The organism is Rhodococcus sp. SBT000017, assembly GCF_003688915.1.
Lineage (GTDB): Bacteria > Actinomycetota > Actinomycetes > Mycobacteriales > Mycobacteriaceae > Rhodococcoides.
In genome coordinates this window covers 3355208-3374984 of sequence record NZ_REFU01000001.1, presented here as the reverse complement: position 1 = coordinate 3374984, position 19777 = coordinate 3355208, and the positions used below count along the sequence as shown (strand labels likewise).

At 63.3% G+C, this 19777-nt stretch carries 22 protein-coding genes; 13 read left to right on the top strand and 9 right to left on the bottom strand.

What is annotated here, in order from left to right; genetic code table 11:
* Positions 1–4: 4 nt before the first annotated feature.
* The gene (locus tag AYK61_RS15725) at positions 5–592 is read right to left on the bottom strand and encodes a GNAT family N-acetyltransferase (RefSeq protein WP_121871479.1); all 588 of its coding nucleotides are present in this window, start codon (positions 590–592) and stop codon (positions 5–7) included.
* Positions 561–1844: an MFS transporter gene (locus AYK61_RS15720; protein WP_121871478.1), complete on the bottom strand. Its 1284-nt coding sequence runs from the start codon at positions 1842–1844 to the stop codon at positions 561–563. The genes AYK61_RS15725 and AYK61_RS15720 overlap by 32 nt, the downstream gene beginning before the upstream one ends.
* Positions 1845–1937: 93 nt before the next feature.
* Between AYK61_RS15720 and AYK61_RS15715 the strand changes: the two genes are divergently transcribed.
* Positions 1938–2252 carry a helix-turn-helix transcriptional regulator gene (locus tag AYK61_RS15715; RefSeq protein WP_121871477.1) on the top strand — a complete coding sequence of 105 codons (315 nt, stop codon included), beginning with the start codon at positions 1938–1940 and terminating at the stop codon, positions 2250–2252.
* A 34-nt stretch (positions 2253–2286) separates the two neighbouring features.
* Positions 2287–3435, top strand: a complete 1149-nt coding sequence (locus AYK61_RS15710) for a macrolide family glycosyltransferase (RefSeq protein WP_121872789.1) — start codon at positions 2287–2289, stop codon at positions 3433–3435.
* Positions 3436–3447: 12 nt separating this feature from the next.
* Here AYK61_RS15710 and AYK61_RS15705 read toward each other — a convergent pair whose 3' ends face one another.
* Positions 3448–3930, bottom strand: a complete 483-nt coding sequence (locus AYK61_RS15705) for a hypothetical protein (RefSeq protein WP_121872788.1) — start codon at positions 3928–3930, stop codon at positions 3448–3450.
* Positions 3931–4041: 111 nt separating this feature from the next.
* On the opposite strand from AYK61_RS15705, the gene AYK61_RS15700 reads away from it, so the two are divergent.
* Entirely contained in the window at positions 4042–4611 is a 570-nt protein-coding gene (locus AYK61_RS15700; RefSeq protein ID WP_121871476.1) for a pyridoxamine 5'-phosphate oxidase family protein, read from the top strand.
* Between the two features lie 104 nt (positions 4612–4715).
* On the top strand, positions 4716–5213 hold the full coding sequence (locus AYK61_RS15695; RefSeq protein ID WP_121871475.1) for an ATPase: 498 nt from the start codon (positions 4716–4718) through the stop codon (positions 5211–5213).
* Positions 5214–5364: 151 nt separating this feature from the next.
* Here AYK61_RS15695 and AYK61_RS15690 read toward each other — a convergent pair whose 3' ends face one another.
* Positions 5365–5865 (bottom strand): MarR family winged helix-turn-helix transcriptional regulator, encoded by a 501-nt coding sequence (locus tag AYK61_RS15690; protein WP_121872787.1) that lies wholly within the window; start codon positions 5863–5865, stop codon positions 5365–5367.
* A 93-nt stretch (positions 5866–5958) separates the two neighbouring features.
* On the opposite strand from AYK61_RS15690, the gene AYK61_RS15685 reads away from it, so the two are divergent.
* The 8 genes from AYK61_RS15685 (at position 5959) to AYK61_RS15650 (ending at position 15775) form a co-directional block, all read left to right on the top strand.
* The gene (locus AYK61_RS15685) at positions 5959–6672 is read left to right on the top strand and encodes a nitroreductase family protein (protein ID WP_310886833.1); all 714 of its coding nucleotides are present in this window, start codon (positions 5959–5961) and stop codon (positions 6670–6672) included.
* Complete coding sequence (locus tag AYK61_RS15680; RefSeq protein ID WP_121871473.1) at positions 6669–7343, top strand: phosphoribosylanthranilate isomerase; 675 nt, start codon at positions 6669–6671, stop codon at positions 7341–7343. Before AYK61_RS15685 ends, AYK61_RS15680 begins: the two co-directional genes overlap by 4 nt.
* A gap of 13 nt (positions 7344–7356) precedes the next feature.
* Positions 7357–8070 carry a uracil phosphoribosyltransferase gene (gene upp, locus AYK61_RS15675; RefSeq protein ID WP_237668929.1) on the top strand — a complete coding sequence of 238 codons (714 nt, stop codon included), beginning with the start codon at positions 7357–7359 and terminating at the stop codon, positions 8068–8070.
* On the top strand, positions 8067–8972 hold the full coding sequence (locus tag AYK61_RS15670; protein WP_121871472.1) for an EamA family transporter: 906 nt from the start codon (positions 8067–8069) through the stop codon (positions 8970–8972). The genes upp and AYK61_RS15670 overlap by 4 nt, the downstream gene beginning before the upstream one ends.
* 57 nt (positions 8973–9029) lie before the next feature.
* Positions 9030–12935 carry an amino acid adenylation domain-containing protein gene (locus AYK61_RS15665; RefSeq protein ID WP_121871471.1) on the top strand — a complete coding sequence of 1302 codons (3906 nt, stop codon included), beginning with the start codon at positions 9030–9032 and terminating at the stop codon, positions 12933–12935.
* Entirely contained in the window at positions 12932–13894 is a 963-nt protein-coding gene (locus AYK61_RS15660) for a pseudouridine-5'-phosphate glycosidase (RefSeq protein WP_121871470.1), read from the top strand. Before AYK61_RS15665 ends, AYK61_RS15660 begins: the two co-directional genes overlap by 4 nt.
* Positions 13891–14997, top strand: coding sequence for an alkene reductase (locus AYK61_RS15655; protein WP_121871469.1), 1107 nt, complete (start codon positions 13891–13893; stop codon positions 14995–14997). Before AYK61_RS15660 ends, AYK61_RS15655 begins: the two co-directional genes overlap by 4 nt.
* A gap of 79 nt (positions 14998–15076) precedes the next feature.
* A complete protein-coding gene (locus AYK61_RS15650) occupies positions 15077–15775 on the top strand; it encodes an HAD hydrolase-like protein (protein ID WP_259468082.1) in 699 nt (232 codons plus the stop codon).
* A 27-nt stretch (positions 15776–15802) separates the two neighbouring features.
* Here the strand turns inward: AYK61_RS15650 and AYK61_RS15645 are convergent, their stop codons facing one another.
* From AYK61_RS15645 to AYK61_RS15625, 5 genes are all read right to left on the bottom strand, one after another.
* Positions 15803–16129, bottom strand: coding sequence for a hypothetical protein (locus tag AYK61_RS15645; RefSeq protein WP_032396836.1), 327 nt, complete (start codon positions 16127–16129; stop codon positions 15803–15805).
* Positions 16130–16214: 85 nt separating this feature from the next.
* Positions 16215–16958, bottom strand: a complete 744-nt coding sequence (locus tag AYK61_RS15640) for an AIM24 family protein (protein WP_121871467.1) — start codon at positions 16956–16958, stop codon at positions 16215–16217.
* A gap of 12 nt (positions 16959–16970) precedes the next feature.
* A complete protein-coding gene (locus AYK61_RS15635) occupies positions 16971–17648 on the bottom strand; it encodes an AIM24 family protein (RefSeq protein ID WP_121871466.1) in 678 nt (225 codons plus the stop codon).
* Between the two features lies 1 nt (position 17649).
* Complete coding sequence (locus tag AYK61_RS15630) at positions 17650–18258, bottom strand: AIM24 family protein (RefSeq protein ID WP_121871465.1); 609 nt, start codon at positions 18256–18258, stop codon at positions 17650–17652.
* Positions 18259–18325: 67 nt separating this feature from the next.
* Entirely contained in the window at positions 18326–19303 is a 978-nt protein-coding gene (locus AYK61_RS15625; RefSeq protein ID WP_183130301.1) for an LLM class F420-dependent oxidoreductase, read from the bottom strand.
* Between the two features lie 60 nt (positions 19304–19363).
* Here AYK61_RS15625 and AYK61_RS15620 point away from each other — a divergent pair, with 60 nt between their 5' ends.
* Positions 19364–19777 (top strand): VOC family protein, encoded by a 414-nt coding sequence (locus AYK61_RS15620; RefSeq protein ID WP_121871464.1) that lies wholly within the window; start codon positions 19364–19366, stop codon positions 19775–19777.

Below are 19777 nucleotides of genomic sequence, written 5' to 3'. Positions count from 1 at the left end.
CAACCTACCGTGCGGTACGCCTACGGAGTTCGTTGCGGACGGTGGGCCATTCGGATTCGATGATCGAGAACACGACGGTGTCGCGCAACGAACCGTCGGACATGCGTTGATGATTGCGCAGAATGCCGTCCTGCTTCGCACCCAGTTTCGCGATCGCCGTCCGCGACTGCAGGTTCATCCAGTGGGTACGAAATTCGACTGCGATGCATCCCAATTCCTCGAATGCGTGCGTCAACAGCAGCAGTTTGCTTGCGGGATTGGTGCCGGTTCCGTGCGCGGAGCGGGCATTCCAGGTGTATCCGATCTCGACGCGACGGTTGGTGGCGTCGGCGTTGCAGAATGTCGTCGCTCCGATGATCTGTCCGGTGTCGTTGCGGCGCAGCGTGAACGGAAGCATCGTGCCTGCGTCGAGCAGTCCGAGTCGTCGGTCGATCTCGGCCGCCATCTCCTCGGGCTTCGGCACGCTGGTGTACCAGAGATTCCACAGCTCGCCGTCGCGCGCGGCGTCGCACAGACCTTCGAGGTGATCGTGACTCAGCGGCTCCAGGGTCACCAGATCGTCAGTGAGGGTCACCGGTTGCAGAAAGGGCATTCGCCGACGATACGTCGGATCTGCCCGTCCGGGAAAGGGCGACGATCAGTGCTGCGGTGACGGCTACGGCCACGACGACGAGGGCGATCACTTCGGTGAAGGCGTGGGCGTAGGCATCGGCGAATCCCGGTTGCCCGGCCGCGGCGGCAGCCGCGTCGGCTCGGTCGGGAACCTCGCCCCGCACGAGGATCGTCAGCAGCCAGGCGTAGCCGGCGACCATCACGGCCTCGCTACCGATGCGGAAGAGATTGAGTACTCCTGCTGCGGTGCCGCTGCTGTGCGGTGGAACTGCCGCGAGTGCTTCACCGTCGACCAGGCCGATCGGGAGTCCGAATCCCAGCCCCAACAGGATCATCGGAACCACGACGGCGGCGAGCGGGAGGCCGGGTTGCAGGGCCAGCATGCCGAGATTGCCGAGAACCAGGAAGCCGAGGCTCACGAGAACGACGCGGTCGGGGGTGATTGCGTCGAACATCTCGGTCAGCTTGGCGACGGTCAGTGGGGCGATCAATACCGGGATCGTCATCGCCAGCATGAACAGTCCGGCTCGCCCGGGAGTGAGGGACGCAACGGCGCTGAGCGCAGCGGGCAGATAGGTGAGCAGGGTGACGAATCCGATGGCTCCGGCGACCGGGACGAGGCACAGAGCGAGGAAGCGGCGGTTGCGCAGTAGGCCGAAATCCAGCAGTTTCGATGGTGTCGATGCGCTTCGCAGAGCAGGAAGGGCCAGTGTTCCGACGGCCGCGACGAGCAGAACGAGCGCCTGAGCGGCGAACACTCCGCGCCAATCGAGTACGGCGATCAGCAGTCCGGAAATGGTCGGCCCGAGTGCCAACCCCAGTCCGTTCACGGTGCCGAACAGGGCGAAGGCCGTCGCTCGTTCGGTCCCCTGGAAATGCAGCGAGAGAATGGACGTCGAGCCCACCAGGACCGCCGCGGCACCGATGCCGGCGAACACCCGCGCGGCGTCGAGCAGGAGCAGTGAGGATGCCAGGGCGCTGACCAGGCTGGCGACGGCCGTGAGTACGACGCCGATGCGAAACGACGTGCGGTGACCGATGCGATCCGAGACCGCACCCCAGACGACGGTGAACAGTGCGAACGCGACGTTGAAGCCGTTGACGACCCACTGCAGCGGCGTCGGATCGGAGCCGAGATCTGCGGCGATCACCGGGAGCGCGATGGCGGTGCCCGAGATGGACATCGGTACGACGAACTGTGCTGCGAGTACGACCGGCAGAACTGCTCTCATGGATCCCCCTGAACTGAATTAGGTACGATGACTTTCGTACTAGAACAGGTTTGAAGGTACGGCGCAAGTCGTACCTATTGTCAGGAGGATCCGATGGCGGACGAGAACGGGCATCCGGAGCCCGAGGAAATGCAACTCGGTGCAGTGATGTCGGCACTGGCGGATCCACTGCGCCGCAAGGTGGTCACCGAACTCGTCGGCGACGAGGACGGAGCCGAGCGAACCTGTATGTCCTTCGATCTGGGTGTCACCAAATCAACTCTGACGCATCACTTTCGAGTGCTGAGGGAAGCAGGACTGGTGTTCCAGGTCGATCGCGGAAACAGTCGTAAAGTGACGCTGCGTCGAGTGGAGCTGAACGATCGATTTCCCGGCTTGCTGGATCTGATCGCCAACGAAATCCACTAGCTCTCCGTGCGCGATGCACCCTACGGTGGGCACCATGCACATCGCCATGATCGGCACGACGGCCCCCAGCCACATCTATCCATCGCTGGCAGTGATTGCCGAGCTGGTCCGGCGAGGGCACCGCGTCACCTATGCCGTCGGTGATTCTCTGCGGCACGTGGTCGAGCCCGCGGGCGTCGAGGTGGTCCCGTTCTCCTCGATACTTCCCGACGGAGAGGCGTCGTGGCCGGACGATCCGGCGGCGGCGATGCAGGTCTTCCTCGACGAGGCAATCGCGTCGTATCCCGTGCTCACCGCGTTCTACGACGACGATCAGCCTGATCTGTTCCTGTACGACATCGGCGGAATGACAGCACCCGTCCTCGGTGTGCGATACGGGGTGACGGCCGTGCAACTCTCGCCGACCTACGTGGCGTGGGACGGATATGCCGAGGATCTCGGTGATGGGATGACCTCTATCCGAGAGTCGACAACGGGCGTTGCGTATCGCGATACCTATGCATCGTGGTTGCGAGACAACGACATCGACGCCGATCCCTGGGAGTGGATCACGTATCCGGCGCACTGCCTGTCGCTGATTCCGCGAGTGATGCAGCCCAACGCCGACCGGGTGGCCGACAACGTTCGCTTCGTCGGACCGTGCCTCGACCCGGCACGCCTGAAGGACCGCAGTTGGACCGCACCCGATGGGCCGATCCTGTACATCTCCTTCGGCACCGGTTACAACGAGCGACCCGAGTTCTACCGACTGTGTATCGAAACCTTCGCGAACACCGACTGGCACGTGGTGATCTCGATCGGCCGACGCGTCGATCCTGCTGCGCTCGGTACTCTACCTGCGAATGTCGAAGTGCACGAGCATATTCCGCAGCTCGCCGTGCTCGATGCGGCCACGGTGTTCATCACCCACGCCGGGATGGGTGGCTGTACCGAGGCACTGTGGTTCGGCGTCCCGACCGTTGCCATCCCCCAGGCAGTGGATCAATTCGGGAACGCGGCAATGCTCGCCGAACTCGGGGTCGGCGTGCACCTCGAGTTCGAGAAAGTGACGGCTGCGAGCCTCGCCGACGCGGTTGCCGAGGCTCGCCGAATGGCATCGCGCGCTGCGGCGGTGAGTGCCGAGGTGCGGGCACACGGCGGCGTCGACCAGGCCGCGGATGCAGTAGAGGGATTTCGGAACTGACTGCCGTGGCGGCTATCGAGCTGCTGTCAGGATCTCCAGCTGCCCGAAGATATCGGCGTAGGTGTCGCGGACCTGGCCCCAGGATGCCGCCATGTCGACGCTCTGCGGATCGGGAGTCGGCAGCGCGTAACCGTACTGCGAGCGAGGCACAGGATTGCCGGGCAGGACCAGTACTTGAGTGAACGCCGCGGAATCGGGATTGAACGTCAGAGTGTGGGAGGCGACGTTGCGGTCCCAATCCTCCGACGGCCACGACAGAAAGATCACGTGCTGCGGGTTCGCCGCGACGTCGGTGTACGAGACGTAGCTGCCGTAATGATCCTCGCCCGGAGACATGATCTTGTATGCGCCGTTGTCGGTATAGATGAGCAGTGCCTCGGCAAACGGCTTCTGATCGAACAATGCCGTGTAGCGAAGTGCCTGAACGAACACGGGCTGTCCCAGGGGGATCGAGATGGACTCTGGTATCGAGATGGACTCTGGTATCGAGAGCATTCGGTGTCGCATCCTTGCGTTCTCGGGTGACGGGACCACGATACCGACGCGAGACGAAGCGACATCGATTCGCCGAACGACAATGGGCGTCGGCAACGCTAAGGTCCGAATGTGGGGAAAATATTCGAGCGCATCGACGACTCGCTGAAGGCATGGATCCTGGCGCAGCCGATGTGGTTCGTCGGAACTGCGCCGCTACAGGGTGACGGACACGTCAATGTCTCTCCCAGAAGACATGATTCGCTCTCAGTGCTGGGGGATCGCGACGTCGCCTGGGTCGACTACACGGGCAGCGGAGTGGAGACGATCGCGCACATTCGAGAGAACGGCCGAGTGTGTTTGATGTTCGCCGCGTTCGACTCTCGACCGCGAATAGTCCGTCTGCACGGAACCGGATCGGTCTGGCTGCCGGGCAGTCCCATGTTCGACGACGTGGTTGCCCGCCACCCATCGAATCCGAGCACTCGCGCAGTGATTTCGGTCGATGTGACGCGAATCAGCGATTCCTGCGGCTGGGGTGTACCGATCATGGATCTCGCCGGCGAACGCGACTTGATCCAACGGCACGCCGAAAAGAAGGGCGTCGACGGCATGGTGAAGTACCGCGCCGAGCGAAATGCCGTCAGTATCGACGGTCTGCCGGGGTTTCCTGGAGGAGAGGACCCCCGAAACCGACCGTGAACTCGGTGCCGGTGAGATTCGGCATCCGGAGAAGTCTGTCCCTGCATGAGCACCATCATCATGACCTCTGCCAGTGCAGCCATTGCCTACGCTGTCCGCAGCGCATGAACGCCGTCCGAGAGTGCCTTTTCGTGAGCCGAACGATGGCCGCGAGCCCGGCCGAGATCTTCGCTGTTCTGACCGACCCCAACCGGCATCAGGACACCGAACCGGGCAATTGGGTACTCGCGGCGGTCGATACGAATCCCATTACCGCGATGGGGCAGGTGTTCGCGGTCAACATGTTCCTCGACGCCGCGGGTGGGCACTACGTGATGCACAATCTGGTGATCGCCTACGTGCAGGATCGAACGATCGCGTGGCTGCCGGGAGCACGGACGGACGATGGCCCCATCGGCTACGGCGGCTGGTGGTGGCGCTACGACCTGGCGACGGCGGACGAAGGCACGACAGTGACCCTCACCTACGACTGGACCGATACCCCGGAAGCCACCCGCGCCGAAATAGGTGGACTGCCGTCGGTCCCCGAGTCCTTCCTCGCAGAGTCGTTGGCTTCGCTGGAGTCGAGCCTGCGTGAATCGGGTGCAGCCAGCCGCGCCTAACGCGGTCCAGTGCACCCGATTCTGTCCTTGCAGAACGCTGACGCTCACGCAGCACGGCAGCGAACGAACGCGTCGACGCGAGTCGGAGTCGTCTTCGTATGCACGGAGGACATCGACTTCGGCGGCGTCGATCTGGGGCGATCACCTGCGGTCAGGCACCGCCGGTGTCGCCGAGGGAGATCAACAACTTTCGTAGAAGCCGCTCCAGCTCGCGTCTTTCGCTCGGTTCGAGGTCCGACACCAGGCGGGCTGCATTCGCCACATGGCCGTCCACGACGCGTTCGACCACGTCGTGTCCCTCGGGGGTCAGCGTGATCAGGATGCTGCGTCGGTTCGCGGGGTCGGTTTCGCGAGTCACGAGGGATTTGTTCACGAGTCGGTCAACCCGGTTGGTCATCGCGGCCGAGCCGACCATCGTCCGCGCAACCAGGTCTTTCGGCGTCAAAGTGTAGGGCGGCCCCGACCTGCGCAGAGTCGCCAACACGTCGAATTCCCAGGGCTCCATGTTCTCCTCGGCGAAGTAGCCGCGGATCTCGTGCTCGACCAATCGCGAGGTCCGCGACAGTCGTCCGACTATGCCCATGGGTGATGCCTCCATCTCGGGCCGCTCTCGTTTCCATTGCTCCAGAAACGAATCCACTGCGTCGGTCAACGAACTCTCCTTGTGCACTGCGGGTGCAACTCAATATTTCGACATCGAACTGTTTGACAGACGGTAGCACTTGAAGTAGCTTTTCGTTGTCAAATGATTCGACATCGAAATATTCGGGAACGAGACATGAGGCCTTCAGAAGGAATTTCCGTATCGGACGCGATCAGGTCACGTCGAAGTCATAGGCACTATCTGCCCGATCCGATACCGACACACACGCTCGACCGGGTGCTCGAACTCACGCTCGAAGCGCCGTCCGCATGGAACTACCAGGGCCGATCCATCGTCGTGGTGAGCGACCCCGATGTCCGCGCCGGACTCGAGGCCGCAACCGGTGGTCAACCACACCCCAGGGAAGCCCCGGTCGTGTTGGTCTTTCTCGCCGAGATGGACGCATGGCGACGGGACAACCACGACGTGTTCCACTCTGCGCGCCGATCGGGTGCGTGGTCGGAGCAGTTCATCGCGGGGTCGGCTGAATCCAGCCGGACATTTCAGCAGGACCTTCTCGAACGCGGCCTCGAGCGAGAGTACGCAGTCAAGGACGCCGTGATCGCGGCCAGCTTCGCGATGCTCGCCGCCACCGAGCAGGGCCTCGCATGCTCGCCCATGAACGGCTGGGACGAAGCGCAAGTCAAGAAAGTGGTCGGCGTCGACGATCGCACCGATATCGCAGTCGCGCTGCTACTTCCGCTCGGGTTCGCAGCCGAGGAACGACGCCACCCCGGCCGACGGCCGGTCTCGTCCTCGGTGCACTACCAGCACTACCGAACGACACTCACCGACACTTCTGGGAGAATTTCATGAGCGCACTCGTACAGGTCGCAGGCATCATCGACGAGGCAGAGGCACAGATGCTGTGCGAAGCCGGTGTCGATTGGCTCGGGTTCCCGCTTCGACTCCCGTCGGGCAAGGACGACATCACCGAGTACGACGCCGCGAAAGCGATCGCGGGGCTGCCGGCACCTCACCAGGGTGTGCTGATCTCCTATCTGACGGACGCCGCCGAGGTTGCCGGATTCTGTCGCGAACTCGGGGTTCGCGCGGTGCAATTGCACGGTGACGTCGAGGACGAGCAGTTGCGAATCCTGAAGGACATCGCGCCCGAACTCTATGTTCTCAAGAGCCTCGTGGTGCGGACCGACAATGCGAAAGAACTACTTGCGCAGGTGGATCGAACCGCCGATGTCGTCGACATGTTCATCACGGACACCTTCGATCCGCGCACGGGAGCCAAGGGTGCGACCGGTCTGCTGCACGACTGGTCGGTGAGCGCCGAACTCGTCGCGCGCTCGCCCAAGCCCCTCATGATGGCCGGCGGCCTGAGCCCGGACAACGTCGCCGACGCGATCAGGCAGGTGCGCCCGGCGGCAGTCGACGCTCACTCTCTGCTCGAGGGTGCCGACGGACGCAAGGATGCCGTCAAGGTTCGTGACTTCGTGACGCGTGCTCGTGATGCGTTCGCCGAAATCAACTGAGGGACAACGGGCCATGACTTCGACAGAACTGCGCGGGAACTCGACCGCGTTGACGACAACCACCCGTGATCGTCCAGGCATCCACCTTCTCGTCCAGACCAAGCAGTTGCGCGCTATGCATACGATCATCCGAGATCGGCACGCAACGCAGGAAGCCTTCGTGAACTACGCGGGCAGAATCAACCGGCTTCTGCTCGAGGCGGCTGTCGATCTTCTACCGTTCGATTATCACGAGGTGACCACTCCCGTCGGCGAAACCTACCGTGGTCTTCGGTTCGCGTCGAGGGTCTGTGCGGTCCCGGTGATCCGGGCGGGTGAGAGCATGGAATCGGCGTTTCGGGAGCTGTATCCAGGAGTGAGTATCGGAAAGATTCTCGTGCAGCGGGACAAGAACACGAAGCTGCCACGACTTTATTACTCGCATCTCCCCGATGACATCGCGTCCCGCCACGTTCTTCTGCTGGAGCCGATGTTGGCGACCGGCGGGTCTGCACTCGCCGCGATCGACGTTCTCGTCGAGGCAGGCGTGCGCGAGGACAGAATCGTCTTCGTCAACTTCCTCGCATCACCCCAGGGGCTGGAGGCAGTCTGCCGTGCGAGGCCGCAGGTGCAGATCGTCACGTCGTCGATCGAGGAGCGCCTCAATGACGAGGCGTTCATGATCCCCGGCATCGGGGATTTCGGGGACAGGTTCTTCGGAACCGTGCACGCCGGACCGGTGCGATGAAATCCGGAAGCACGGTGCGCGATTCGTTGCTGACCGTGCTCGCGCCCGCGGTCTGGGGAAGCACGTACCTCGTGACGACCGAACTCCTTCCGCCCGACCGTCCTCTTCTTGCATCGGTCGTGCGTGCACTTCCCGCCGGTCTGATCCTTGTTGCATTGGGACGTGCTCTACCCCAGGGTATCTGGTGGTGGCGCGCGATCGTGCTCGGTGTGCTCAATATCGGCGCGTTCTTCTACTTCCTGTTCGTTGCGGCGTATCACCTGCCCGGCGGTGTCGCGGCACTCGTCATGAGTGTTCAGCCGATGATCGTGCTCGTTCTCGGTGTGGGACTGCTGGGGGCGAGGATCAAGAGCATTCACATCGTTGCCTGTGTCATGGGTGCAGTGGGCGTGGGACTTCTGGTCCTCCAGCCGAACGCCGGCCTGGATCTGATCGGAGTACTCGCAGGACTGGCGGGTGCCGCCAGCATGGCCTCCGGTCTGGTGCTGACCAAGAGATGGGGCAGACCCGAGGGCGTCGGGGTGCCGACGTTCACCGGGTGGCAGCTGACGGTGGGAGGCTCAGTTCTGTTGCCGTTCATGTTGTTCGGAGAAGGTCTTCCTGACTCCATTACGACAGAGAACGTATCCGGGTTCCTCTACCTCAGTGTGATCGGTGCGCTTCTCGCCTACGCGGTGTGGTTCCGCGGTATCGGCAAACTTCCCGCGCTTGCGGTGTCGTTCCTGTCGTTCGCCAGCCCACTCGCCGCGACTGTGCTGGGGTATCTCGTTCTGGGCCAGTCACTCTCACCACTGCAATTGGTCGGTGCTGCGACCGTCGTTGCAGCAGTGATCATCGCGCAACCGATCCGAACTCGCCGCGCCGCGGCCCGTTCCACCGTGAAACCGACTCAACCCGTTTGATTCTCGTCAGCTCTGCGTTCGACACCTACTGCCGTTCCGACTCACAGGGGAATCCCGTTGGATACAAGACAGTTCGATGCACGCATTCAAGCCGCCCATCTCGTCGCCAGCCTGCCGGACCTGCTGCGACGCCAATCCGAGAGCCGGCCGGATCAGGTCGCCGTCGTCGCTTCCGACGGCGACCTGACCTTCTCCGCCCTGCACGAGCGCGCCGAACAAGTCGCAGCGCACCTGCGTGACATGAGCGTCGGCGCAGACGACTGCGTCGGGCTCTACGTCGAACCGTCCGCACAGACGATGGTCGGTGCCTGGGGCATTCTGTTCGCCGGCGCCGCATACCTGCCGTTGTCGCCGGAGTACCCGGACGATCGACTGCGATACATGATCGAGGACAGTGCCACCACGGTCATCGTCACTCAGGAGCACCTCGTGGCGCACCTCACCGACATGGTTCCCGCGGGCACACGCGTCGTATCGCTGGAAACCATCACGCCGCGAACACCGTCTGCACCGTCGGCTCGTCCGAACCCGGGCGATCTGGCCTACGTCATCTACACCTCGGGTAGCACCGGTAGGCCGAAGGGAGTGATGATCGAGCACCGCAGCATCGTGTCGCAGATCAACTGGATGGCATCGTGCGGCCACCTCGGCGACGGTGCAGTCGTACTGCAGAAGACACCGATGAGTTTCGATGCCGCCCAGTGGGAGATCCTGGCACCGGCCGTAGGCAGTCGAGTCGTGATGGGGTCGCCGGGTATCTACCGCGACACCGAGGCTCTTGTCGATGCCATCAACGCGCACGGCGTGACGACGTTCCAGTGTGTGCCGACACTCTTGCTTGCGCTGCTCGATTCGGACCGTTTCCGAAGCTGCGTCAGCCTGTCGCGGGTGTTCTCCGGGGGCGAGGCACTCTCGCTGTCGCTCGCCAGAGCGTTCTCCGACGAGCTGCCGTGGTCGTCGCTCGTCAACCTGTACGGACCGACGGAGTGCACCATCAACGCCACTGCGTTCCTGGTAGACCCGGACACGATCCGCGACGGAGCAGGATCGGTTCCCATCGGGGTGCCCGTCGACAACACGCAGTGCTTCATTCTCGACGAGAACCTGGCTCCGGCCGACATCGGTGAGGTCGGTGAGCTCTATATCGGGGGAGTGCAGCTCGCCAGGGGATACCTCGGACGCCAGGACCAGACGCGTGACCGGTTCATCGTGTCGCCGTTCGTTCCCACGGAAAAGCTATACAGGACAGGTGATCTCGCATACTGGAACCCCGACGGTTCGATTCAGTTCTCGGGGCGGGTCGACAATCAGATCAAGCTCAGAGGCTACCGGGTGGAGCTCGAGGAGATCGCTCTGTCGATCGAGGAACACACCTGGGTGCGTCGGGCTGCGGCGATCGTGACCGACGACAGCCGAACCGGGAGCCGCACACTCGTCGCGTGCGTCGAACTCAATCCGAAGGAAGCCGCCCTGATGGACCAGGGCAACCATGGCAGCCATCATCAGTCGAAGTCGAGCAAGGTGCAGCTCAAGGCGCAGCTCGCCGATCCGGGAGTTCGGCGGCCCGAGGAGCTTGCAGACCGGGCCGTGATCGAACTGCCCGGCCGAGCAGAGACGGCGCTGCAGCGATCGGAGGTGTTCGCGCGCAAAACCTATCGCTTCTTCGACGGTGATGGGCGGATGTCGCGCGACCGATTGTTCGACTTGCTGGCGACGCCGCGGACGCACCGGTCCTCGGCGACGCCGCGTCCGTTCGACGATCTCACCGGGGACGAACTCGGAGAGATCATGCGGTGGTTCGGGCAGTTCCGTAGCGACGAGCGCCTGCTTCCCAAGTACGCGTATGCATCCCCTGGAGCCCTGTACGCCGATCAGATCTATCTCGAGACGCCGGGCAACGACACCCTCGAACCTGGTGTGTACTACTACCACCCGGTCGATCACGCCTTCGTGTCGATGCACTCGAACACGACCGTAGGCTCCAGCCGCATTCACATCGTCGGGCGCCGAAGCGCCATCGAACCGGTCTACCGCAACAATGTACTCGAGGTACTCGAGTTCGAGGCAGGGCATCTGATCGGTGTGTTCGAGACGGCGCTGGCTCGCTACGGCTCGACGGTCGAACCGGGGTCGTGGGATCCGACGGTGTCGCAGCGACTCGAACTGCCCGTCGGCGACGAGTACCTGGGCAGCTTCGACATCGTTGCCGCACAGGATGTGCCGCGGACCCTGGATGTCGACGTATACGTCCAGGCACACGGAGATGTCGTCGGGATGGCATCGTGCTTCTATCGATTCGACGGCGTCGCAGACTTCGAGATCGTCTCGGATTCGGTGGTGCAATCCCGGCACGTGATCGCGATCAATCAGCAGGTCTACGACCGTGCGAGCTTCTCGATCGCGCTGGTCTCTCGTGTCGACGAATACTGGATGGACTACATCGAACTCGGTCTGGCTCTTCACCGTCTTCAGCGTCGAGGAATCGACGTCGGGATCGGCTTGATGTCCTCCGGTTACAGCTCCAAGACAGGGAATCCGCTACCTGCCGCCAGGCGCATCGACGACATCCTCACCTCGTGTGGGCTTCCGACGGGAGCCTCGTATTACTGCGTCGGCGGACCGATCGGTGCCGAACAGCTGGCGAGTGAGGGAATGAACGAGGATGCCGTGCACATGCGGGGCCCCGCCGAGATCATCAAGGACGAGCTCGCGAACTTCCTTCCCGACTACATGATCCCGAATCGCATTCTCGTCATGGACGCGCTGCCGTTGACCGCAAACGGAAAGGTCGATTGCACAGTGCTGAGCCGATCCGAGGAGGTGCTCGCTGCCGATTCGTCCGCGCCCTACGTCGCACCGGCGACAGACACCGAGCGTTGGTTGGCCGAGGTGTGGGGCGCGGCCCTGCACTATGACTCGGTGTCCGTCGAGGACGAGTTCTTCACTGCCGGTGGCAATTCCCTCATTGCCGTTGCGCTCGTCAACAGAATCAATGCGGAATACGGGGTGAAGCTTCCGATTCAGGTGATTCTGGAGCGTCCGAAGTTGAGGGACCTGGCCGCGAGAATCCAGGGTGACGCTGGCGGTCCCGAATCGCGATTGTCGTTGCTGCACAACGTGGGAACGTCCGCGCCGGTCTTCTGCTGGCCCGGCCTCGGCGGCTACCCGATGAATCTTCGACTGCTCGGGGCCGAGGCGAGCCCGACGCGTCCGTTCTACGGGATCGCAGCTCACGGCATCAACCCGGGCGAGACGGCCTACCGCACGATCGGCGAGATGGCCGCGGCCGACGTCGCCGAGATCGTCCGAGTCCAACCCCACGGACCGTATCGGTTGTGGGGATACTCGTTCGGAGCGCGGGTCGCCTTCGAGACCGCCTGGCAGCTCGAACAGGCGGGCCACGACGTCGAAGAGCTGTTTCTGATCTGCCCGGGCAACCCGGTGGTGGAGGGCGCAGGAACCACTCGGAGCGCGAGCTACGACGATCACGGATATCTGACCATCCTGCTGTCGGTCTTCACCGGGAAGATCGCCGGTCCCGAACTGGACGGGTGTATGGCCGCCGGAGTCGCCGACGAGAGCAGCTTCGTCAGATACGTACACGGTCTGCTTCCGGCGCTCGGGGAGGTGCTGATCACCAACATCGTGCGCGTCGTGGAACAGACGTACGAGTTCGAGTACACATTTCGGGAGATGGCCGGTCGGACACTCACCGCGCCGGTGACGATCTTCAAAGCAAACGGTGACGACTATTCCTTCGTCGAAAATCAATCGGGATACTCCACGTCGACACCCCGGATCGTCGAGCTGAAGGGCGACCATTACTCGGTGCTGCGGTCGGCTGGCGTCGGAGAACTCGCAGCTGCGATCAGAGGCATCGCCGGTCCGTCCGATCGTGCGCTCGACGAGGTACCCGAGCCGGAAGTTCGTTCTCGACTCGAGACATCGCAGGAGCACGCATGAGAATGTCGAAAACTCCCTTGCGGATGACCGAGGAGGTCGCAGAGGCTTTGCACAGCGGCTTACCCGTCGTCGCACTCGAGTCCAACGTCATCACCCATGGATTGCCGTACCCGGACAATGCACAGACCGCGTACGAGGTCGAGAACGCGGTGCGCACAGGCGGTGCGATCCCGGCGACCATCGGAATCGACGAAGGCCGACTCTCGATCGGAATGACCGAATCCGACATCGAGCGGTACGCGTCCACGCCGGGCATCCCCAAGGTGAGCAGCCGAGATCTACCGGTCGCACTGGCACGAGGCATCACCGGTGCAACGACGGTCGCATCGTCCTTGGTCGCTGCAGAACTCGCGGGCATCCGCTTCTTCACGTCGGCGGGGATCGGCGGTGTGCACCGAGGTGCGGAGAAGTCGATGGACGTCTCGTCGGACCTGATCCAGTTCACCAGGTCCAAGGTCGCGGTGGTGTGCGCCGGAGCGAAAGCGATACTCGATCTGCCGCTGACGATGGAGTTCCTCGAGACGCACTGTGTGCCGATCGTGTCGTACCGCTCGGACGACTTTCCTGCCTTCTACTGCGAATCGAGCGGCATCCGCAGTCCACACCGTGTGGACGACGAGGACATGATTGCTCGGATCGTCGAAAACCACTGGGATGCAGGAGGATCAGGCGGAGTCCTGATCACCACACCGCCCCGAGCCGAGGACGCGGTGGACCGTGAACTCGCGGAAGCCGCGATCGGTACGGCGCTGCGATCCGCCGAGCGGGACGGCATCCGCGGAAACGCGATCACCAAGTATCTGATGCGAGCCGTCGACGAGATGACCGGCGGCAGAACCTCCGAAGCAAACAAGGCGGTTCTGATCAGCACCGCCGAAGTCGGCGGCATACTCGCCGCCGCCCACGCACGCACCACAGCACAGACGACACACCCGACGCGAGAGACTGGAGCAGCATGACCACCATCTTCGATCCGACAGAACTCGGTGCCCTGACGCTGAGCAACCGACTCGTCATGGCCCCGATGACACGGAACCGAGCAACCGTCGACGGCTGTGCAACCCCCTCCATGGCAACGTATTACGCGCAGCGGGCGAGTGCGGGACTGATCGTCTCCGAAGGGATCCAGCCGAGCGTGATCGGTCAGGGATTCGCCTCGACCCCAGGTCTGCATTCGGCGGAGCAGGTTCGATCCTGGCGACAGGTCACCGACGCCGTCCATGCCGCCGGTGGGCGAATCGTCGCCCAGTTGATGCACTCCGGTCGTATCGGACATCCGAGCTTGTACCCGTCCGCGCACACGTCGGTCGCCCCATCGGCGATCGCCGCTGCAGGCACGTGCTTCTCACCCACCGGTCCGGTGGATTACCTCACCCCAACCGCGTTGTCCGAGGACGACATCGCGGAGACCGTCGCCGACTTCGTCGCGGCCTCGACGGGTGCGATCGACGCAGGGTTCGACGGTGTCGAGATCCATGCGGGCAACGGATTCCTTCTCCACCAGTTCCTTTCGGACAACACCAATGTCCGTGACGACTCGTACGGTGGATCGATCGAGGGTCGGGTGCGATTCCCGGCAGAGGTGATCAGCGCCGTGGCTCGCGCACTCGGTGCCGACCGCGTCGGTGTCCGCATTTCGCCGGCCAACCCGTACAACGACATCACCGAGTCCGATACTGCCGCGCTCTACCGCCACTTCGTCGATCGGTTACCAGCCCTGGCGTACCTGCACGTCATGGAATCCGGCAACCGATCCATCACCGCTGCCGTCCGGGAGCAATGGACGGGCGCGCTCGTGCTGAATCCCCACGAACACACCGACTCGGGTCCCGTGACGCCCGAGATCGCAGGCACCGTGCTCGACGAACAGGCAGCAGACGCGGTGTGCTTGGGTGCGCTGTTCCTGGCCAACCCCGATCTGGTCGATCGTATCCGGGCGGGCGGGCCGTACAACGAGCTCGATGAAGCCACGTTGTACGGCGGCGGCGACGAAGGCTACACCGATTACCCGACGATGAAGTCGCCCACGCGGGAAGAACCAGCATTCGCAACGTCCACCTAGGGAGCGATGGATGTACCCGACCACGCAGCAGAACTCGATACCCCGCAGTCTCTGCAGTCATCAGAAATTCGATGTCGCCGTGACACCTGTTGACCCACCTGATTCGTTCCGAGCCGAGACCGTCCTGTTCGACCTCGATGGGACTCTTACCGACTCGGCACCGGGGATCCGGGCAGGCTTTCGGCACGCATTGGCGCATATCGGAGAGCCTGAACCGACCGCCGACATGCTGAGCACAGTCATTGGACCCCCACTGCTGGAGTCGTTCCTATCTCTCGGCCTGAACGAGACTCGTGCTGCGCGAGCCGTCGATTCCTACCGGCAGAGGTACGGCGAACGCGGCTGGGCCGAGAATTCGGTCTTCGATGGAATGGACGCAGTCTTGTCCTGTCTGAAGGACGCCGGCGTGATCATGGCCGTAGCGACATCGAAGACCGAGCTGACTGCGCACCGCGTACTCGAGCATTTCGGTCTGTCGAAATACTTCGATTTCATTGCCGGATCCGACGGTTCGCGGCAGTCGAAGTCCGATGTCATCGCCCGTGCACTCACCGAGACTTCGACTACGCCGATCGCGCAGGCCGCAGGCGGCACACCCGGCGTGGCGATGGTCGGGGACCGGATTCACGATGTCGACGGGGCGGCCCAGTGGGGGATCCCCACAGTGTTCGTCGAATGGGGATACGGGCTTCCGGCAGAGAACCTCGGTGCGCGCTGGATCGCGTCATCGGTACCGGAGCTCGGCGCGCTACTGACCACTCTCACCGACGGCACATAGTGCCGATCGGTGCGGCGTGCACCCGATTCAGTCTTCGAGGACGCTGACGCTCACGCCGTACGGCAGGAACCGGACGCGTCGACGCGGGTCGGTGTTGTCCTTGTGTGCACGGAGGGCATCGAGTTCGGTGGCGTAGAGCTGGTCGATCTGCGGTGATCCGGCGTCATCGACGCTGTAGATCGCCCAGACTCCGTCACCCTTCTGACCTGTGGTTTCGGGCTCCGGCGGAGCTTTGGGCGCCCCGGTGCCCGAGGCGAACAGTGAGCCGACCACCTCGCGCAGTCCCTCGGTCGCCTCACGTGCGAACTTGTCGAAGTCGTCGGATCCGAATCCGAAGGGTCCTTGGTTGGCCATGGCGGTACCTCCTCAGGTGATACTCCAGTATGCGCGTCTTCTCCGAACGTGCGCCGTGGATACCGTCGAGGTGCTGCGAGCCGGGCTACTGCTGTAGTCGTGCACCGATGGTGTTGTGCAGCGCTCGCAACGAATTCTGGCCGAGCGAGACCGTCTGCGATTCGACGTAGCGCAACAGATGCGTATCGTCGAGAACCTTCTCGCTGGACTGGATCAGCACTGTGCCTGTACCGGTGAAGTCGAACTGACGCTCCTCGCCGCTGTTGGCACCGAGGAATCCGCGGGCTGCACCGAGGAAGTTCTGCATCCAGTCGGCATCGAAGTGATGCGAGGGCGACGGGCAATCTGCCCATCCGACAAGGGCTTCCGGGTCGATGCGCAGCGGCGGCTCGGCGAACATGACGGGGCCGTTGGACGAGGCCAGGAACTTGCCGGTGCCGAGCAGAGTCAGGAATCCCGGGACGATGGACTGCTTGAGATCCAGAGTCGGCTCGAACGCAAGGAGATTCGCGGCCCGGATGGTGAGGTTGCCGTCGTCGAGGTCGTAGCTGTTGATGTTGAACCCGCGATCGCCGAGGATCAGCTTGCCCTGGCCCTGCGCGAGCACCCAGTCGTTCGAGTACAGCGGAGAGGAGAACCGCGCGGCGACGATGGCGGGCATGGACGTCTGCCCGAGCGGTTCGAAACGAACATTGCCGTAGTACGCGATCATCGCGCCCTTCGACGTGAACCACGGCTGGCCTGCGAGCTCGACGCAGAACGCGTAGTCGTTGCCGGGGACGTTGTCGTTGACCGGCAGGGTGTACGGGGTGTGAATGTCCAGACCCATAGGGTGTCCCTCCTAGAACTTCTGCTCGGACGCCTGCACCCATACGGTGCCCATGCCGGTCATCTTCAACTGGATTGCCTCGCCGCTGCCCTTGCCGACGGCGTCGCGCCACCCGACGTTCGCGGAGATGTCGACGTTGATGTTGCCGATGTGGCAGACGTACGCCTGCGGATCCACCACGACCTGGGGGTGATCAGGCCCGACCTGCAGCGGAGTCGCCCCGCCGTGCGAGAGAACCGCGACGCTGCCCTGGCCGGTCAGTTGTGTCGTGAACAGACCCTGCCCGGTCATCGCACCGCGCACCGCTCCTCGGACGCCGCCCTGCGAGGTCAGGGCCACGATTGAGCTCTGGAGGTAGCCGTCGTGCACCAGGAGTCGATCGGCTTCGACGGTGAGCATCGACGATCCGTCGAGTTCGATCACCTCGATGTACAGCCCGGCGTGACCGTAGAAGACCTCGCCCTGCCCCTCGGCGGCCATCATCGCCGTGTGCTCGCCTGCCATCATTCGGCCTGCCATCCCGGCCATGCCGCCCATGCCCGGCATGGCACCGGCCGAGCCGCCCATCGAATGCGGAACGAACCGGACGTCGCCGGTGTAGTAGAGCATCGATCCACGACGCGCGAGCACGTTCTGATTCGGTGCCAGAACGGATTTCACGACTTTGCTGTTGACCAGTTCGAGCGGCACGTCAGCGCTCCTCGGGTTGGATGTAGACGACGCCCTGGCCGTCGAAGCGGAGAGAGAAGGCCTCGCCGCTGCCGCCGCCGATGGCGGAACGCCACGTGACGTCGGTGACGAAGCTCTGATTCAGTTGGCCGCGATGGGCGACGAAGGCGTCGGGATCGACGACCAGTGGGTACTGCGGATCGACGGCGAGGGCGATGATCGGCCCACCCTTGGACAGCAATGCCACGGTGCCGGATCCGCTGACGACGGTGGTGAACAGTCCCTGGCCCGAACTTGCGCCGCGCAAGCCGGAGAATTTGATATCCGTCTTCAATTGCCCTGTGAGAGCCAGTAATTGGGAGGACTCGACGTGGAGGTTGTCGCCCTGGACCTCGACGAGAGTGATGTCCTGGGCGTCGACGGCGAAGTGGACGGTGCCCTTGCCGGACACGTCCATCAGCGACAGCGACTCGCCGGTCACCTTCTGTTTGAGTGCGGCGCGGAAGCCTCCGCCACCACCCATGCCGGCGCTCTTGAAGGCGACATCGCCCTCGTAGGCCACCATCGAGCCCGACATTGCGCGCAGGGAGTCGCCGGTCAGGTCGGCGACCAAGACACGGTGCCCGTTCATCCTCAGCTGAGCCACGGGGGAACTATGCCACTGCACGCGCCCCCGCGGCTACTGCTGGAGAGAAAATCTAGACGAGCTGCTTCAGGGCTCTACCCGCCAGTTCGACGGCTCCCGGCTGATGGCCGTTGGTGATCAGGTTGATGATGATGCCGTCGATACCCTGATCGAGCACGCGCTTCTGCACCTGCTCGGCGACGTCGTCGGGGGTTCCGCAGAAGTGCCGATCGGTGGCCTTCGCCGCATCCTCCTCCGACAGGTTCGTCAGATCGAGGCCCTGCTTGAGTACGAACTCGCGCTGCAGCTCCTTGGCCTTGTCACCGTCCTCGTCGACGATGACGAACGCGAGGAAACTCGTTTCCAGATCCTTCGGGTCGCGGTCGACCTCCTCGCATCGGGCTTGGACCGCAGCGACTTTGCGCGGCAGTTCGTTTGCGTCGCAGATGATGTTGAGATGATCGGCGAACTGAGCGGCAAGGCCGAACGTCTTCTTCTCGCCACCGCCGCCGAGCATGATCGGCAGATCGTCGCGGATGCGAGGTTCGTTCATCGCGTTCTCCACCTGATACCAGAGCCCGTCGAATGTGGGGCGCTGTCCGCGCAGCATCGGTTCGATGATCTGCAGTGCCTCGTCGAGTCGCTCGAAACGGTCGGTGAAGGTGCCGAATTCGAGTCCGAAGCTCTGGTGCTCGAGCTCGTACCAGCCGGCACCGATACCGAGGATCGCGCGCCCGCCGCTGACGACGTCCAGCGTGGTGACGGTCTTGGCCAGAATCGCCGGATTGCGGTAGGTGTTGCCGGTGACCAGCGCGGAGAGCTGGATGGTGTCGGTGGCCGTCGCGAGGGCGGACAGCGCGGAGTAGGCCTCGAGCATCGGCTCGTCGGGCTTGCCGATTCCGGGGAGTTGGTAGAAGTGATCCATCACGAACGCCGTATCGAACCCTGCCGCTTCGGCCTCGCGGGCCTGTGCGATGACCTGCGGGAAGAGTTCTGCGACCGAACCGTCGTAGCTGAAGTTGGGCATCTGATAACCGAGGCGAATAGTCACAGGAGCCACGCTACTGAAGATATCGGCCCGCGGCACCTGCGAGAGCGCAATAATTCGACCATGACAATCATGGAGCTGACCAGGCAGCCGTTCTCAGGATTCGGCGTCGACGACCTGCAGACGGCGCGCACGTTCTACGCCGAGACACTCGGTCTGACGGTGACCGAGAACGAGATGGGCATGCTCGAGCTGCACCTGGGGTCCGGGGCGATCGTGCTGATCTATCCGCGTCCGGAACATGTGCCCGCGCAGTACACCATCCTGAACTTCCCGGTTGCCGATATCGAGAGCGCAGTCGACTCCTTGATCGCCAAAGGTGTTGTGTTCGAGCAATATCCGGACATACAGCGTCGTTCCGCAGGCTCCACTCCTGCCATGGGAACCGACGAGAAGGGAATCTTTCGACACGGCGGCCCGCTGATCGCCTGGTTCACCGACCCGGCGGGCAATGTGTTGTCGGTGCTGCAGGACTGA

Coding starts and splice junctions, on each gene's coding strand:
- AYK61_RS15725 (WP_121871479.1), bottom strand. CDS start 592: ATGCCCTTTCTGCAACCGGTGACCCTCACTGACGATCTGGTGACCCTG.
- AYK61_RS15695 (WP_121871475.1), top strand. CDS start 4,716: ATGAACGCCGTCCGAGAGTGCCTTTTCGTGAGCCGAACGATGGCCGCG.
- AYK61_RS15680 (WP_121871473.1), top strand. CDS start 6,669: ATGAGCGCACTCGTACAGGTCGCAGGCATCATCGACGAGGCAGAGGCA.
- AYK61_RS15670 (WP_121871472.1), top strand. CDS start 8,067: ATGAAATCCGGAAGCACGGTGCGCGATTCGTTGCTGACCGTGCTCGCG.
- AYK61_RS15660 (WP_121871470.1), top strand. CDS start 12,932: ATGAGAATGTCGAAAACTCCCTTGCGGATGACCGAGGAGGTCGCAGAG.
- AYK61_RS15620 (WP_121871464.1), top strand. CDS start 19,364: ATGACAATCATGGAGCTGACCAGGCAGCCGTTCTCAGGATTCGGCGTC.
- upp (WP_237668929.1), top strand. CDS start 7,357: ATGACTTCGACAGAACTGCGCGGGAACTCGACCGCGTTGACGACAACC.
- AYK61_RS15720 (WP_121871478.1), bottom strand. CDS start 1,844: ATGAGAGCAGTTCTGCCGGTCGTACTCGCAGCACAGTTCGTCGTACCG.
- AYK61_RS15710 (WP_121872789.1), top strand. CDS start 2,287: ATGCACATCGCCATGATCGGCACGACGGCCCCCAGCCACATCTATCCA.
- AYK61_RS15715 (WP_121871477.1), top strand. CDS start 1,938: ATGGCGGACGAGAACGGGCATCCGGAGCCCGAGGAAATGCAACTCGGT.
- AYK61_RS15645 (WP_032396836.1), bottom strand. CDS start 16,129: ATGGCCAACCAAGGACCCTTCGGATTCGGATCCGACGACTTCGACAAG.
- AYK61_RS15685 (WP_310886833.1), top strand. CDS start 5,959: ATGATTCGACATCGAAATATTCGGGAACGAGACATGAGGCCTTCAGAA.
- AYK61_RS15705 (WP_121872788.1), bottom strand. CDS start 3,930: ATGCTCTCGATACCAGAGTCCATCTCGATACCAGAGTCCATCTCGATC.
- AYK61_RS15655 (WP_121871469.1), top strand. CDS start 13,891: ATGACCACCATCTTCGATCCGACAGAACTCGGTGCCCTGACGCTGAGC.
- AYK61_RS15630 (WP_121871465.1), bottom strand. CDS start 18,258: ATGAACGGGCACCGTGTCTTGGTCGCCGACCTGACCGGCGACTCCCTG.
- AYK61_RS15640 (WP_121871467.1), bottom strand. CDS start 16,958: ATGGGTCTGGACATTCACACCCCGTACACCCTGCCGGTCAACGACAAC.